This is a genomic window from Rhodoferax sp. GW821-FHT02C08, from assembly GCF_059421805.1.
In genome coordinates this window covers 74595-89516 of record NZ_JBWKVR010000021.1, presented here as the reverse complement: position 1 = coordinate 89516, position 14922 = coordinate 74595, and the positions used below count along the sequence as shown (strand labels likewise).

The following is a 14922-nucleotide window of genomic DNA, read 5'->3' as shown; positions in this document are numbered from 1 at the left end:
GAGCAACCATTCTTATGCAACATATCCTGGAACAGCTGGAAGCCAAGCGCGAACAAGCCCGCATGGGCGGTGGGCAAAAGCGCATCGACGCCCAGCACAGCAAGGGCAAGCTCACAGCCCGTGAACGCCTGGAGCTGCTGCTGGACGAGGGTACGTTCGAAGAATGGGATATGTTTGTCGAGCACCGCTGCGCCGATTTCGGCATGGCCGACAACAAGATTCCCGGCGACGGCGTGGTCACCGGCTACGGCATGATCAACGGCCGCCTGGTGTTTGTCTTCAGCCAAGACTTCACGGTATTTGGCGGCGCACTCAGCGAAGCCCATGCCGAGAAGATCTGCAAGATCATGGACCAGGCCATGAAGGTGGGCGCGCCGGTGATCGGCCTGAACGACTCGGGCGGCGCGCGCATCCAGGAGGGCGTGGCTTCGCTTGGCGGCTATGCCGATGTGTTCCTGAAAAATGCCATGGCCAGCGGCGTGGTACCGCAAATTAGCATGGTGATGGGCCCCTGCGCTGGCGGCGCGGTGTACAGCCCGGCCATGACCGACTTCATCTTCATGGTGAAGGACAGCAGCTATATGTTCGTCACCGGCCCCGAGGTGGTGAAGACTGTGACGCACGAAGAGGTGACGGCCGAGGAACTGGGCGGCGCCATCACCCACACCACGCAAAGCGGCGTGGCCGACCTGGCGTTTGAGAACGATGTGGAGGCGCTGCTGATGCTGCGCCGCCTGTACAACTACCTGCCGCTGAACAACCGCGAAAAAGCACCCCTGCGCCCCAGCGGCGACCGTGCCGACCGCATGGACTACAGCCTGGACAGCCTGGTGCCCGACAACCCCAACAAGCCCTACGACATGAAGGAGTTGATCACCAAGACGGTGGACGACGGCGACTTCTTCGAGCTGCAGCCCGAATACGCGAAGAACATCCTCATCGGCTTCGCCCGCATGGAGGGCCAGACGGTTGGGATCGTGGCCAACCAGCCGCTGGTGCTGGCCGGCTGCCTGGACATCAAGAGCAGCATCAAGGCCGCGCGCTTCATCCGCTTCTGCGATGCGTTCAATATCCCGGTGATCACCTTTGTCGACGTGCCCGGCTTCATGCCCGGCACCAGCCAGGAGTTCGGCGGCATCATCAAGCACGGCGCCAAGCTGCTCTACGCCTACGCCGAATGCACCGTACCCAAGGTCACCGTCATCACCCGCAAGGCCTATGGCGGCGCCTATGACGTGATGGCCTCCAAGCACCTGCGCGGCGACGTCAACTTTGCCTGGCCGCATGCCGAGATCGCCGTGATGGGCGCCAAGGGCGCGGTGGAAATCATCTTCCGCGAAGACAAGGGCGACCCGGCCAAGCTGGCCGCCAAGGAAGCCGAGTACAAGGCCCGCTTCGCCAACCCTTTTGTGGCTGGTGCGCGCGGCTACATCGACGACGTGATCCTGCCGCACGAAACCCGTAAGCGCATCTGCCGCAGCCTGGTCATGTTGGCCAGCAAGAAGATCGAAAACCCGTGGCGCAAGCACGGCAATATTCCGCTGTAAGCATGCAGAGCGCGCGATGAACAAGCTGTTGTCCCTGCAGATACTGCGGGCCGTGGCGGCTTGGCTGGTGGTGTTGCACCACTACCACCAGTTCTTTCACAACATGGATGACAGTCCAGGCCTGTGGCATTTCGCCGGGGCGGTGGGTACCTACGCGGTGTTTGTGTTCTTTGTGATCAGCGGCTTCATCATGCAGCGTTCGCTGGCGCAGCGCCCCGTGTCCGCGCTCAGTTTCTTTGCCAGGCGGGTGGAGCGCATCGTGCCGGCCTACTGGGTGGCGACGCTGTGTCTGATTCTGGCGGCCAGTGTGGTCGGGCTGGGCGCTTTGAACTGGGGTGTGTGGACGCTGCAAAGCCTGCTGCTGTCCCTGGCCTTTGTTCCGCACCAGCACCCTGCGGGCCTGGGGCTGTTCCCGACGCTGGTGGTGGGTTGGTCGCTGAATTTCGAGATGTTTTTTTATGCCCTGCTGGCGCTGATGTTGGGCCTGTTCAGGCGGGCCTGGCTGTGGCCAACCCTGGGTGTTTTGTGCGTGCTGCCGCTGGTGTGGGGGCCGCAGTGGTGGTTGGCCAGCATCGCCAGCAGCCCACTCTTGATTTTGTTCGCGGTGGGGCTGCTGGCCGGCCAATGGCTGGCGCTGCCTGCGCAGAACCAGCGCCGGCGTAGTGTTTTGCTTTTGGCCGTTGCGATCGCAGGCGTGACGGTGGCGTATCTGGCGACCTACCCTTGGCCCGTGGTCTGGCAGTTTTCGGGGGCGTTCAAGATGTTTCTGGCCTGCGCCATGGTGCTGAGTGCTCTGCTGTGCAACAACTGGGTCAGCCGTTTGCCAGGGGCAAGTTTTCTGGTTCGGCTGGGCGACTATTCCTACTCCACCTACCTCTGGCACCCGGTGGTGCTGGTGTTGCTGCATGCCATTGCCTGGCGCCCCGCAGGTGGCGCGCTGGAGTGGCTGTGGTTCACCGCCTATGTGCTGCTGGTGTACGTGCTGTCTTTTATTTCCTACCGCTACGTCGAGTCGATCCGGTTCGTCGGCAAACGCCGGGTGCTCGGACGCAGCGCGTCTTGAATGGAGGAGTAGCCATGCCCAAAGCCGATACCGCTGCCCAGGTCCGCGTACTGACCGACATCCCGAATATTGGTGCATCCATCGCGCAAGACCTGCGTGGCCTGGGTCTGCGGACCCCCGCCGATGTGGCCGCCATGGACCCGCTGGCGGTCTACGAGGCCCTGCGCGGCCCCATGGGCCAGCGCCACGACCCCTGCGTGCTGGACGCCTTCATGGCAGCCAAGAAATTCATGAACGGTGGGCCACGCCAACCTTGGTGGGATTTCACCGCCGAACGCAAAGCTTTGCTGAAATCAAAAGAATAGGATTTTCATGTTCACCAAAATACTGATCGCCAACCGCGGTGAAAACGTCGGCGCAGCCGTCGTTTCTGTACATTGCTTGGTGCGCAAAGCGCACGCAGGCGATTTCAACGCGGAGACCACCCATGTTTAAGAAAATCCTCATCGCCAACCGCGGTGAAATCGCCTGCCGGGTCATCACAACAGCCCGCAATATGGGCATTAAGACCGTGGCTGTGTACTCGGATGCCGACAAGGACGCGCGCCACGTGGAGCTGGCAGACGAGGCTGTGCATATCGGCGCCGCACCCAGCCGCGAGAGCTATCTGCAGGCCGACAAGATCATCGCCGCCTGCAAGGCCACCGGCGCGCAGGCGGTGCACCCGGGCTATGGCTTTTTGAGTGAAAACGCCGAGTTTGCCAAGCGGGTGGAGGAAGAGGGCATTGTCTTCATCGGGCCCAAGCACCATTCGATTGCGGCGATGGGCGACAAGATTGCTTCCAAAAAGCTAGCAGCTGCAGCAGGTGTGAACTGCATCCCGGGCGTCAATGACGCCATAGAAACGGCCGAGCGCGCGGTGCAGATCGCCCAGGGCATAGGCTACCCGGTGATGATCAAGGCCAGCGCCGGCGGTGGCGGCAAGGGCCTGCGCGTGGCCTACAACGACAAGGAGGCGCTGGAGGGCTTCACCAGCTGCCGCAGCGAGGCGCGCAACAGCTTTGGTGACGACCGTGTTTTCATCGAAAAGTTTGTCGAGGAACCCCGCCATATCGAGATCCAGCTGCTGGGCGATGCACACGGCAACGTGATTTACCTGAACGAGCGCGAATGCTCCATTCAGCGCCGCCACCAGAAGGTGATTGAGGAGGCGCCCAGCCCCTTCATCAGCGACGCCACGCGCAAAGCCATGGGCGAGCAGGCGGTGGCCCTGGCCAAGGCCGTGCAGTACCAGAGCGCGGGCACGGTGGAGTTCGTGGTCGGCAAGGACCAGAGCTTTTACTTTCTGGAAATGAACACCCGCCTGCAGGTGGAGCACCCGGTGACGGAATGCATCACCGGCCTGGACCTGGTGGAGCTGATGATCCGCGTGGCGGCGGGCGAGAAGCTGCCGCTGGCGCAGGCCGAGGTCAAACGCAATGGCTGGGCCATGGAGTGCCGCATCAACGCCGAAGACCCGTTTCGCAACTTTCTGCCCAGCACTGGGCGCCTGGTGCGCTTCCAGCCGCCGAAGGAAAGCATGTTCCAGGCGAACACGCAGGACTTGTACGGCGTGCGTGTGGATACCGGTGTGCAGGACGGCGGCGAGATCCCGATGTTCTACGACTCCATGATCGCCAAGCTGATCGTGCACGGCACGGACCGGCTGGATGCGATCACCAAGATGCGCGAGGCGTTGAACGGCTTTGTGATCCGCGGCGTAAGCAGCAACATCCCGTTTCAGGCGGCGCTGCTGGCGCACCCGAAGTTTGTGGCCGGCGACTTCAACACGGGTTTCATCGCCGAACACTACGCCAGCGGCTTCCGCGCCGAGGACGTGCCGCATGCAGACCCCGACTTTCTGCTGGCCCTGGCCGCCTTTGTGCACCGCCGCTACCGCGACCGCGCCAGCGGCATCCGCGGCCAGGTGGCCGGGCACGAGGTGGAGGTGGGTGAGGCCTTTACCGTGGTGGCCCTGGGTGCCGGCGGGCACACGGTGCACACCCAGGTTCGTGTGCAGGACTTTGAAGAGAAAACAGGCTCCAGCGCAGTATCTATCGGCGCAAGAAGCTATAAATTTTGTAGTGATGCCCGCCTGGGTTCGCCGCGTATCTATGGCACATGCAACGGCCAAGCCTTTACCGCCCAGGTGGAACGGGGCACGCCGCGCAACCCGCTGGCCCTGCGCATCGCGCATGACGGCCGCCAGCTGGATGCCCTGGTGCTGTCGCCGCGCGCAGCAGCCCTGCACGCCCTGATGCCCTACAAGGCGCCGCCGGATATGAGCCGTTTCGTGCTCTCGCCCATGCCGGGTTTGCTGGTGGATGTGGCGGTGCAGCCGGGGCAAAAAGTGCAGGCCGGCGAGCGTGTCGCCGTGATCGAAGCCATGAAGATGGAAAATGTGCTGTTCGCCGCCGCCGATGGCGTGGTGGAAGAGGTCTTGGCAGCTAAGGGAGAATCCCTGTCTGTAGACCAGCCCATTGTCCGTTTTGCATAAGAGATACCCATGAATACTGCGACCCTTGAACAGCCGATCACTTTGCACCGTACGGCTCCGAAACCCGTGGTGAATTCCGAAGAACGCTGGCCTCTGGCCGAAGTCGAGGCGCTGTTCGAGCTGCCTTTCCTGGAGCTGATGCACCGCGCGCAAACCGTGCACCGCGAGAACTTCCCCGCAGGTGACGTGCAACTCTCGACCCTGCTGTCTATCAAGACCGGGGGCTGCCCAGAAGACTGCGGCTACTGCCCGCAGTCGGTGCACTACGACACCGGCACCCCCGCCACCAAGATGCTGGGCGTGGACGTGGTGGTCGCCGCGGCCAAGGCGGCCCAGGAGGCCGGTGCCACGCGCTTCTGCATGGGCGCGGCCTGGCGCAGCCCGAAGGACCGTGATGTGGACAACGTGGCCGAACTGGTGAAGGCCGTGAAGGCCCTGGGCATGGAAACCTGCGCCACCCTGGGCATGCTGGAAGACGGGCACGCCGCCCAGCTGCGCGACGCCGGCCTGGACTACTACAACCACAACCTGGACACCTCGCCCGATTTCTACGGCGACATCATCGACACCCGTGTCTACCAGGACCGCCTGGACACGCTGGACCGCGTGCGTGGCGCTGGCGTCAAGGTCTGCAGTGGCGGCATCGTCGGCATGGGTGAAACCCGTGCCCAGCGCGCTGGCCTGGTGGCCCAGCTGGCGAATCTGGAGCCGTCCTATCCCGAATCGGTACCGGTGAACAACCTGGTGCGGGTGGAAGGCACGCCGCTGGCCGATGCGCCGCCGCTGGACCCGCTGGAGTTTGTGCGCGTGATTGCGGTGGCCCGCATCACCATGCCGACCGCTCGCGTACGCCTGTCGGCCGGCCGCCAGCAGATGGGCGAGGCCGTGCAGGCCATGTGCTTCCTGGCCGGCGCGAATTCGATCTTCTACGGCGACAAGCTGCTGGTCACCGGCAACCCGGATGTGGAAGCTGACCGCCAGCTGCTGGCCAAGCTGGGCCTGCCGACCTCGGGCGTGCTGGCGTCCTAAACCGATGACCCGTCCCCTTCGACAGGCTCAGGACAGGCCCTTCAAGGTGCTGGGCGTCCAGCAGATCGCCATTGGTGGCCCCGACAAGCAGCGTTTGCGCACACTGTGGGTGGATCTGCTGGGCCTGGAGGTCACCGGTAACTTCGTCAGCGAGCGTGAGAACGTGGACGAGGACATCTGCGCCCTCGGCAGCGGCCCGTTCAAGGTCGAGGTGGACCTGATGCAGCCGCTGGACATAGACAAAAAGCCGGCGGTGCACACCACGCCGCTGAACCACGTGGGGCTGTGGGTGGACGACTTGCCGCTGGCCGTGGAGTGGTTGACGGCCCAGGGCGTGCGCTTTGCGCCGGGCGGCATCCGCAAGGGGGCTGCGGGTTTCGATATCTGCTTTGTGCACCCCAAGTCGAACGAGGTGTTCCCGGTGTCGGGCGAGGGCGTGTTGATCGAGCTGGTGCAGGCGCCGCCCGAGGTGGTGGGCGCATTCGCGCGCTGGGCGCAGGTCCAAGCTTAAATCTTTATGCTGGATTCGGCCGCGAACTCCAGGGCCATGCGGTACACCTCGGCCGACGCCATGCCGTCATCGTCGGCGAAGTCGGTGGCAATTTTCTGGAATTGCGCCTCGATTGCGCCAAAGGCCGTCACGATGTCGGGGTCGAAATGTGTGCCGCTGCCCCGGCGGATGATGTCGCTGGCCTCGGCATGGCTGAAGCCGGGCTTGTAGACGCGTTTGGAGATCAGGGCGTCGTACACATCGGCCAGCGCCATAAGACGCGCTGAGGCGGGTATGGCATCGCCGCGCAGGCCCTGTGGATAGCCCGAGCCGTCCCACTTCTCCTGGTGGCACAGGGTGATCTCCTTGGCGTAGCGCAGGAATGCCGTGGCGTAGTCCGCGCCTTCCTCGGCCTTGACCAGCGCCGCGTGGCCCAGCGTGGTGTGGGTCTTCATGATTTCGAATTCGTTGAAGTCCAGCTTGCCTTCCTTGAGCAGGATGCGGTCAGGTATGCCGACCTTGCCGATATCGTGCAGCGGTGCAGATTTGTACAGCGACTCTATGGCCGCATCGGTCAGTTCGTCGCAGAAGCGCGGGTGGGTCTGCAGCTGCTGCGCCAGCGCCTTGACGTATTTCTGGGTGCGGCGCAGGTGGTTGCCGGTTTCGTTGTCGCGGGTTTCGGCCAGCAGGGCGATGGCCCGCACGGTGATGTCCTGTATGGCTGCAACTTCGCGGGTGCGTTTTTGCACCTCCAGCTCCAGGAAGCGGCTCTGGTTCTGCAGAAAGTCGCGTGCTCGCTTCAGCTCCAGGTGGTTGCGTACCCGGGACATGACGGTGGCCGGGCTGATGGGCTTGGTGATGTAGTCCACGGCCCCCAGGTCGAGGCCAATTTTCTCGTCCTCCGTGGCGCTCATCGCGGTGAGGAAGATGACGGGGATATTCGCGGTTGCCGGTTGGGCTTGCAGCTGGCGGAGCACCGCGTAGCCGTCCATGCCGGGCATCATGATGTCGAGCAGGATCAGGTCTGGTTTGTCGTCGGCCTGGGCGATCTTCAGCGCGCGCTCACCATTCGGCGCCAGTTTGACCCGGTACACGCTGCGCAACAGGTTGCTCATCAGTGACAGATTGTCTGGCGTGTCGTCTACCACCAGTACCGTCAGTCTGTCTGGCACATCGGATGGATGGCTCATGGTATCTCCTCGTCATTCGGTACGTGCTGGCATGGCTGGCACGTACGCAGTTACTACAGAGCGTCTGAAAGACTGGGCCGGTCTGTGCCGGTTTGCGCGGTGGCGGGGCCTGGGTTGAGGGCTGCTGGCCTACCCGTTGGCCGCAAACACTCTATTGAACCTTCAGGCCGCTGAGCTGCCAGGCAGAGCGGTTGTAATAGGTTTCGGTGCGTAGCTCGGGCTTGGTGTCAAACGGGTAGACGATGAACAAGGGGCCTTTTTCGCGCACCGGCATGGGCTTGTCGTTCATCAGGCGGGCGACGATGGTGTCGAACTTGACGGCATCGTCAAACGGGATTTCGGTCTTGTAGTCGTTCAGTGCCGTGGCCATGATCTTGTTGCCCTTGGCGCCGGCGGCGGCCAGCACATCGCGCAGCAAGGGGCCGGTGAAGCTGACCGGTGTGGCGTACCAGGGGGTTTGCGTGGTGAAGGTTTTTTGCGGCAGCTTTTCCAGCATCTTCATGTCGAATTCCGCATTGGCGCCAACATTGGCCTGGGTGATCGCGCCGCTGACGGTCAGGATGACGCGCCCCTCCGGTTTGTCCAGGGCCATCACTGAGAACGCCCAGAAAGCACCCAGGGTGCAGGCCAAGATTCGGATGTTTCGCAGAGAGGTTTGCATGGACAGGCTCCTGGGAATGGCTGATCGATGTGGCATTTTGTAACGCCAATTGACTATAACAAGGCCGACTCCTGCGTTGTAGGCTTTTAGCAGTCACAGGCTCTGGGGCATGCTCCCCTTTGTGGATGGCTTGGTCAGCTGGCGTCGGATTGGCGCCGTGCGCGGGCGCGGGCCAGCGCGGCGGCGATGGTGGCCTGCTTGGCGTCTGCGGCGGGCAGCGCGTTGGCTGGTGAGGTGGAGGCAGCTACCTGGCTGGGTTGTTTAAATGTTTTATCGGTCTGGCGCTCTTCCTGATTGCGCCTGCTGCTATGGATTGCATAGCGAGTTTGGGCGTTAAGCGCCTCGGCGGCAGACCAGGCGTTCCAGCCGGTGCGCTCGCCACTGGCGTTCAGCATCTGGATGCAGTCCACCGGACAGACAGGCAGGCAGAGTTCGCAGCCGGTGCAGTGCGCCTCGATGACGGTATGCATGCGTTTGTTGCTGCCCAGAATGGCGTCGGTGGGGCAGGCGGCTAGGCACAGGGTACAGCCTATGCACCAGCTTTCATCGATTACAGCCACGGCGCGGCTGGTTTCCACCCCAAAGGCGGGATTCAGCGGTATTACCGCCTGCCCGGTAATGCGTGCCAGCCGCGCAATGCCCTCGGCCCCGCCGGGGGGGCATTGGTTGATGGGGGCCTCCTGCGCGGCAATGGCCTGCGCATAAGATGCGCAGTCCGGGTAGCCGCAACGGGTGCACTGGGTTTGCGGAAGCGCAGCGTTGATCTGCTCGGCCAGCAGCATGCGGGCCGAGGGGGGCGAAAGCACTGGCACCTGGACCCTGCGCGGAATCAGGCTTTCTGGGGCGCAGGCTTGCGAGCTGCCACCTTGCGGGCCACGGGCGCTGCGGCTGCCGGTTTGACAGCTACGGGTGCTGCTGGAGCTGGGCTTGCCGGTGCAGCAGGCGTAGCGGGTGTGGTGGTGCTGGGCGTAGCGGTGGCGGCAATGTGGCTGTGCGCCTTGATAAAAGCCTTGACTTCCGGGTACACCATCTCGCGCCAGCGGCGGCCGCTGAAGATGCCGTAGTGGCCTGCGCCCTGGACTTCGTAGTGCCACTGCTGGCTGGTGGGGATGCCGGTGCAAAGATCATGGGCGGCACGGGTCTGGCCGGAGCCAGAGATGTCGTCCAGCTCGCCTTCCACGGTCAGCAGGGCGGTTTGGTGGATGTCTTGCGGTTTCACCAATTCGATCTTGCCGTCTAAGCCGCGCACATTCCAGGTGCCGTTGACCAGTTTGAAGTCCTGGAACACGGTGGAGATCGTTTCCAGGTAGTAATGCGCGTCCATATCGAGCACGGCGTTGTACTCGTCGTAGAACTTGCGGTGGACTTCGGCGCTCACGTCGTCACCCTTGATCAGGTCCTGGAAGTAGTCGTAATGGCTTTTGGCATGGTGGTTCGGGTTCATGGCCACGAAGCCGGTGTGCTGCAGGAAACCGGGGTAGACCTTGCGGCCTGCGCCAGGGAAGCTGGAGGGCACCTTGTAGATCACATTGTTTTCAAACCACTCGTAGCTCTTGTTCATGGCCAGGTTGTTCACCGCGGTGGGAGACTTGCGGGCGTCGATAGGGCCGCCCATCATGGTCATGGTCAGAGGGGTAAGGTCACCGCGCGAGGCCATCAGCGACACGGCTGCCAGTACCGGGACGGTGGGCTGGCATACGCTCATGACATGGCAGTTGCCGTAAATGCCTTGCAGGTGGCGGATGAATTCCTGCACATAGTTCACATAGTCGTCCAGGTGGAATTCGCCTTCAGACAGCGGCACCAGGCGGGCATTTTTCCAGTCGGTGATGTAGACCTTGTGGTCTTTCAGCATGGTTTTGACGGTGTCGCGCAGCAGCGTGGCGTAGTGGCCCGAGAGGGGGGCCACGATCAGTACGGCGGGCTGGCCTTTGAGCTGGGTCAGGGTGTGGATGTCGTCGGTGAAGCGCTTGAAACGGCGCAGTTCGCAGAAGGGCTTGTCGATTTCCACGCGCTCGTGGATGGCGATATTGGTGCCATCTACCTCGATGGTTTGCAAGCCGAATGTGGGCTTTTCATAGTCCTTGCCCAGGCGGTAGAGCAGGTCATAGCCGGCAGACACGCGCTGCGACAGGCTGGTTTTACCCAGGGGGGACAAGGGGGTGCTGTAAAGCTTGGAAGCTGCTTGCGCAAAATCTGCAAACGGCTCCATCAACGCGCGCTGGGTTTCGTAGATTTGGTAGAGCATGGTGGGTTTCAGCAGGGGGAAAGTATTGTTGCAGTGCAATATAGCAGTTGCTTGTTGCTTTAAGTGGAGAGGAAACACCAATACGCGCGTTCACAGCAGCGTTACGGTGAACACCTACACTTAGAACTTGCGACTCGGGCAGGGGCTCCGGGGGCTTGAATAATATAGTTTTTATGAATAACGAACCGGCTGTGGTACAGGCCTCTTTTTCAACCCGTTCCATGCGCCCGCGCATGAGCGTGGTGGTGCCAGCCTATAACGAGGCGTCCAATCTGCCGGCCATGCTGACTGGGCTGACGCACGCACTGCGCCAGTTGACGGACGAATGGGAGGTGCTGGTGGTGGACGATGGCAGCCGCGATGCCACGCCCCTTGCCATGTTGCCCTGGGTCAGCGCATCCGGTGTGCGCTATTTGCGCCTGAGCCGCAACTTCGGCAAGGAATGTGCACTCACTGCCGGTATTGAACACGCCCAGGGCGATGTGGTGGTGTGTATGGATGCCGATTTGCAGCATCCGGTGGACATGTTGGGCCCCATGCTGCATGCCTGGCGCGACGGCGTGGACATGGTGTGTGCCGCGCGCTCGTCGCGCGCCGACGAAACCGCGGCCAAGCGCCTGGGGACCTGGTTGTTTTACCGGCTGATCAACACCAACTCTTCGGTGCACATACCTGTGGATGCCGGGGATTTCAGGCTGATGGACCGTCGGGTCGTGGACGCCCTGAAGTCCTTGCCCGAACGCAATCGCTTCATGAAGGGGCTGTTTGCCTGGGTGGGTTTTCGCACGCAGATACTGCCTTACACACCGCATGAGCGCGCTTCCGGGCAGAGCAGTTTCTCGCTCAAGCGGCTGGCCCGGCTGGCGTTTACCGGCGTTACCACCTTCACCAATTTCCCGCTGCGCCTATGGAGCGCTTTGGGCTCCTTGATCGCGTTGGGGGCCTTGCTGTTTGGCTGCTGGATCATCATCGAGCACTACATAGACTCGGAGGCCGTGCCCGGCTGGGCCACCTTGGCGACCAGCATGATGTTCTTCAGCGGTGTGCAGCTGTTGTCCATCGGCATACTGGGCGAATACGTGGGGCGGATTTTTGATGAGGTGAAACACCGGCCCATATACATCGTGGCGTCCGAGCAAGGGCGCAGCACGTTTACCGATGCAGCGGATGAAGGGCAGGCCGGGTGACGCGTGTTCTGGCTATGTGCGCAGATGATTTTGGTCTGACGCCAGGTATTTCCGAAGGGATTGCAGAGCTGGCCCAGGCCGGTCGTATTAATCTGGTGTCGTGCATGCCGCAGGCGCCGGGTTGGCAGGCTTCTTTACCTTTGCTGGCGGCTATGCCTGCCGCCGTGCAGCGCGGACTGCATTTCAACCTCACCGAAGGCCAGCCCCTGAGCCCGGAGCTGCGCCACCATTGGCCCCGTTTTCTCAGCCTGCCCAAGCTGATTTTGGCGGCGCATCTGCGGCAACTGCCATTGGCCGTCATCGCTCTGGAGTTGCGGGCACAGTGGCAGGCCTTTGCCGATGCGACCGGCGGCGCCCCGCAATTCGTGGACGGCCACCAGCATGTGCACCACTTGCCCGGTGTGCGGCAGGTGCTGCTGGAGTTAGTCACGTCGCTGTCGCCGATGCCGGCCGTGCGTGCCACCGGCCGCCTGTTGGGGCCGGGCGAGGGGGTGAAACGATGGCTGATCCAGGCAACCGGCGGCCGAGCGCTGCAAAGCGCGCTGGCCCGCCAGGGTATACGCCACAACCCTTGCTTGACCGGGGCTTACGACTTTATTGATCCCGACTATGCCGGGCGTATGCGTGCCTGGCTGGCGGCTCTGCCTGCCGAGGGTGGTTTGCTGTTTTGCCACCCTGGCGTGGAAGGCCCACCGCACACCGTGGTGGACCCCATTGCTCCCGCTCGGCTACGCGAATGGGCGTATTTGCGTAGCGAGGCTTTTGCGCTGGATTTGCGCAGTGCGGGCGTGGTGCTGGGGACGATTTAAGGGCAGCCGGTTTTTTCCAGCCGCAGCAGCTGCGCGTTGGTACCGGTGAAGACCGGGCTGGCAGTTCCCATCTCTGGCGGCAGGCTGTAGTTTTTCTCGGCGACCAGCCAGGTCGTGCCGGGGCTGCAGCGCAGCGTGGTGAGGCGGTCGGGTGTCCACAGTACTTTGGCGGCCTGGGCCGTGTCGAAGCGGGCGGCATCTGCAAACTCTTTGCGCCAGTTGTCATGCTGGGAAATATCTGTATCGTTCCAGGTGCTCAGCACGATAGCGGGTTGGCGCAAATGGGCATAGAACGGCACGTCGTAAAACGCTTCGTTGATGAACACCACATGGTCGTCGGCCTGCTGCACGCGGGCCAGTTCTTTGGCCACGTCCCGGTGCGAGCCGGGTGCCTTCCAGGCCAGGCCCAGCACTACAGCTACGCACAGCGCTGCGCTGGTCGGTATCAGCCAACGCCAGACACGGCCACGCGCAACCGCCACGGCTAGCAGCGCGCACCAGGGGGCCAATGCCGGCAGGATGTAGCCCACCAGCTTGCTGCTGGGCAGCGAAAAGAATCCGACGATGGCCAGTACCCACCACACCAATAGGCTGGTTAGCCCTTTGAGTGGCTGGGCTGGTGTGTCGGGGCTGGGCTGCAACTGGCTGCGCAAGCATAGGCTCCACGGCAGTGTCAGCAGTGGCAGCACAGCAATGTAGAACCAGAACGGATGGACGTTGTTGAACGTGGCCTGGGCGAAGCGGCGGAAATGCTGCTCTATGAAGAAATAGTCGTAAAACCCCGGAAAGCGCTGTTGCATCCACAGAAACCAGGGTGCCGCCACCAGGCCGAACGCCAGCAAGCCCAGCGGGTGCAGCATGCCGATGATCTGGCGCCAACGGCCCTGCGCCAGCAGCCATGGGCCCAGCACCAGTGCTGGCAGCACGAAGCCGATTAAGCCCTTGGCCAACATCGCCAGTGCGCAGGCCAGCCAACCGGCGACCAGCCAGGCCAGGTCTATCTTGGGCAGTTCCAGCGCGCGTACAAAGCACAGTATGGCCACGGTCAGCATGCCGGCTACCAGCATGTCCAGATTGGCGTATTGGCTACCCACATAGAAGAATGGGCAGGTGGCCAGTATGCCTAGCGCGATGAGTGCAAACCGCAGGCCGACCCAGCGGCGTAGCGCGAGGAACAGCGATGCACCCATCAGCCAGGCGCCAATGAAGGCGCCAAACCGCGCAGCAAATGCGCTGACCCCAAATACCTGGAACGCGGCCATGTCCAACCAGTACATCAGCGGCGGCTTGTGGAAGAAGGGCAGGCCATTCAGTGTGGGCACCAGGCCGTCGCCCAGCAGCATCTCGCGCGCCACATTACCGTAGCGCCCTTCGTCGGGCAGCAGCAGGGGGCGCACGCCCAAAGTGGCCAGCAGCCACAGTGCGAGCAGCAGCAGGACCAGGGCCGGGTTGTTCAGCCGACGGAATGGAGACGTGGGGAAGGAAGTATTCACAGAAGCCCGGATGCAATATTGATGGTCAGCGCCACCAGGGTGGTGTTGAAGAAGAAGGCCAGCACGCAGTGCAGCAGGCCGGTACGCCGCATGGCGGATGTCGTAAAGCTGACGTCGGCGGTCTGGCCCGAGGTGCCGATGATGCAGGCGAAATACAGAAAATCGCCGTAGTCCGGCTTGTCCGTGCCCGGGAAGGAAAGGCCTACGGGCTTGCCGCGCACCAGTGCCGTATAGAAGTCATGGGCGTAGTGCAGCGCAAACATCACGTGGGTAAAGGCCCAGGACGTAACAATGGTCAAGACAGCCAGGCTGAGATGGGTGTAGCGCAACCACCCTTGCAAGTCTTTCACCACTCCCAGTTGGGCAATGATGGCGCCTAAGGTGGCCATTGCGGCCAGCACCACCAGGGCCAGTATCGTGCCGCGGCCTTCGTCCTGTTGCTGCGCGCGCCGGCGTATCTTGTCGTGGTCGGAATAGAAGATCATGCGTCCGGCCAGCGCCAGGTAGATCAGGGCAAAGGTGTTCCAGCCCAATATCAAGCGGGTAGCGGTTTGGAAGGCTGGTAAATAGCCCAGGGCCAGGACGACCAGAGTGCCTACCAGCGCCGAAGAAAACAGGCGGGGACGGCTGCGAATGAGCCGGATTGGCGATACACGATGTCGGGGTGGCTGGGCGCTCATATGGCTGTGTGAAGGGACGGGTCAACAGTGCAATGCATGCACTGGCGTA

General features: G+C 62.5%; 15 protein-coding genes. 9 read left to right on the top strand and 6 right to left on the bottom strand.

The window, feature by feature from the left end; translation table 11 throughout:
* Positions 1–14 precede the first annotated feature (14 nt).
* Genes AC07VY_RS21250 through AC07VY_RS21220 form a run of 7 tightly spaced genes read left to right on the top strand, consistent with a single transcriptional unit; the run spans position 15 to position 6626 of the window.
* Positions 15–1547 (top strand): acyl-CoA carboxylase subunit beta, encoded by a 1533-nt coding sequence (locus AC07VY_RS21250; RefSeq protein ID WP_495099187.1) that lies wholly within the window; start codon positions 15–17, stop codon positions 1545–1547.
* Between the two features lie 16 nt (positions 1548–1563).
* Positions 1564–2610, top strand: coding sequence for an acyltransferase family protein (locus AC07VY_RS21245; RefSeq protein WP_495099186.1), 1047 nt, complete (start codon positions 1564–1566; stop codon positions 2608–2610).
* Positions 2611–2624: 14 nt separating this feature from the next.
* Positions 2625–2915 carry a helix-hairpin-helix domain-containing protein gene (locus AC07VY_RS21240; protein WP_495099185.1) on the top strand — a complete coding sequence of 97 codons (291 nt, stop codon included), beginning with the start codon at positions 2625–2627 and terminating at the stop codon, positions 2913–2915.
* Between the two features lie 7 nt (positions 2916–2922).
* Complete coding sequence (locus AC07VY_RS21235) at positions 2923–3045, top strand: hypothetical protein (RefSeq protein WP_495074812.1); 123 nt, start codon at positions 2923–2925, stop codon at positions 3043–3045.
* Positions 3038–5086 carry an acetyl-CoA carboxylase biotin carboxylase subunit gene (locus tag AC07VY_RS21230; RefSeq protein ID WP_495099184.1) on the top strand — a complete coding sequence of 683 codons (2049 nt, stop codon included), beginning with the start codon at positions 3038–3040 and terminating at the stop codon, positions 5084–5086. The genes AC07VY_RS21235 and AC07VY_RS21230 overlap by 8 nt, the downstream gene beginning before the upstream one ends.
* A 9-nt stretch (positions 5087–5095) precedes the next feature.
* Positions 5096–6115, top strand: a complete 1020-nt coding sequence (gene bioB / locus AC07VY_RS21225; RefSeq protein WP_495074810.1) for a biotin synthase BioB — start codon at positions 5096–5098, stop codon at positions 6113–6115.
* Positions 6116–6119: 4 nt separating this feature from the next.
* Complete coding sequence (locus tag AC07VY_RS21220) at positions 6120–6626, top strand: VOC family protein (protein WP_495099183.1); 507 nt, start codon at positions 6120–6122, stop codon at positions 6624–6626.
* Here AC07VY_RS21220 and AC07VY_RS21215 read toward each other — a convergent pair.
* The 4 genes from AC07VY_RS21215 to AC07VY_RS21200 form a co-directional block, all read right to left on the bottom strand.
* A complete protein-coding gene (locus tag AC07VY_RS21215; RefSeq protein ID WP_495099182.1) occupies positions 6623–7795 on the bottom strand; it encodes a response regulator in 1173 nt (390 codons plus the stop codon). The two genes, AC07VY_RS21220 and AC07VY_RS21215, sit on opposite strands and share 4 nt — an antisense overlap.
* Positions 7796–7946: 151 nt before the next feature.
* Positions 7947–8456, bottom strand: coding sequence for a putative pterin-binding protein (locus AC07VY_RS21210; RefSeq protein ID WP_495099181.1), 510 nt, complete (start codon positions 8454–8456; stop codon positions 7947–7949).
* Between the two features lie 134 nt (positions 8457–8590).
* Positions 8591–9238 carry an RnfABCDGE type electron transport complex subunit B gene (locus tag AC07VY_RS21205; RefSeq protein WP_495099198.1) on the bottom strand — a complete coding sequence of 216 codons (648 nt, stop codon included), beginning with the start codon at positions 9236–9238 and terminating at the stop codon, positions 8591–8593.
* Positions 9239–9285: 47 nt separating this feature from the next.
* Complete coding sequence (locus AC07VY_RS21200; RefSeq protein ID WP_495099180.1) at positions 9286–10704, bottom strand: polyhydroxyalkanoate depolymerase; 1419 nt, start codon at positions 10702–10704, stop codon at positions 9286–9288.
* 173 nt (positions 10705–10877) lie between these two features.
* Between AC07VY_RS21200 and AC07VY_RS21195 the strand changes: the two genes are divergently transcribed.
* Both AC07VY_RS21195 and AC07VY_RS21190 read left to right on the top strand, forming a co-directional pair.
* The gene (locus AC07VY_RS21195; RefSeq protein ID WP_495099179.1) at positions 10878–11891 is read left to right on the top strand and encodes a glycosyltransferase family 2 protein; all 1014 of its coding nucleotides are present in this window, start codon (positions 10878–10880) and stop codon (positions 11889–11891) included.
* Positions 11892–11905: 14 nt separating this feature from the next.
* Positions 11906–12700 carry a ChbG/HpnK family deacetylase gene (locus AC07VY_RS21190; protein WP_495099178.1) on the top strand — a complete coding sequence of 265 codons (795 nt, stop codon included), beginning with the start codon at positions 11906–11908 and terminating at the stop codon, positions 12698–12700.
* Here the strand turns inward: AC07VY_RS21190 and AC07VY_RS21185 are convergent.
* Both AC07VY_RS21185 and AC07VY_RS21180 read right to left on the bottom strand, forming a co-directional pair.
* Complete coding sequence (locus tag AC07VY_RS21185) at positions 12697–14193, bottom strand: phospholipid carrier-dependent glycosyltransferase (protein WP_495099177.1); 1497 nt, start codon at positions 14191–14193, stop codon at positions 12697–12699. The genes AC07VY_RS21190 and AC07VY_RS21185 overlap by 4 nt on opposite strands.
* Positions 14190–14873, bottom strand: coding sequence for a DUF1345 domain-containing protein (locus AC07VY_RS21180; protein WP_495099176.1), 684 nt, complete (start codon positions 14871–14873; stop codon positions 14190–14192). The genes AC07VY_RS21185 and AC07VY_RS21180 overlap by 4 nt, the downstream gene beginning before the upstream one ends.
* Positions 14874–14922 lie beyond the last annotated feature (49 nt).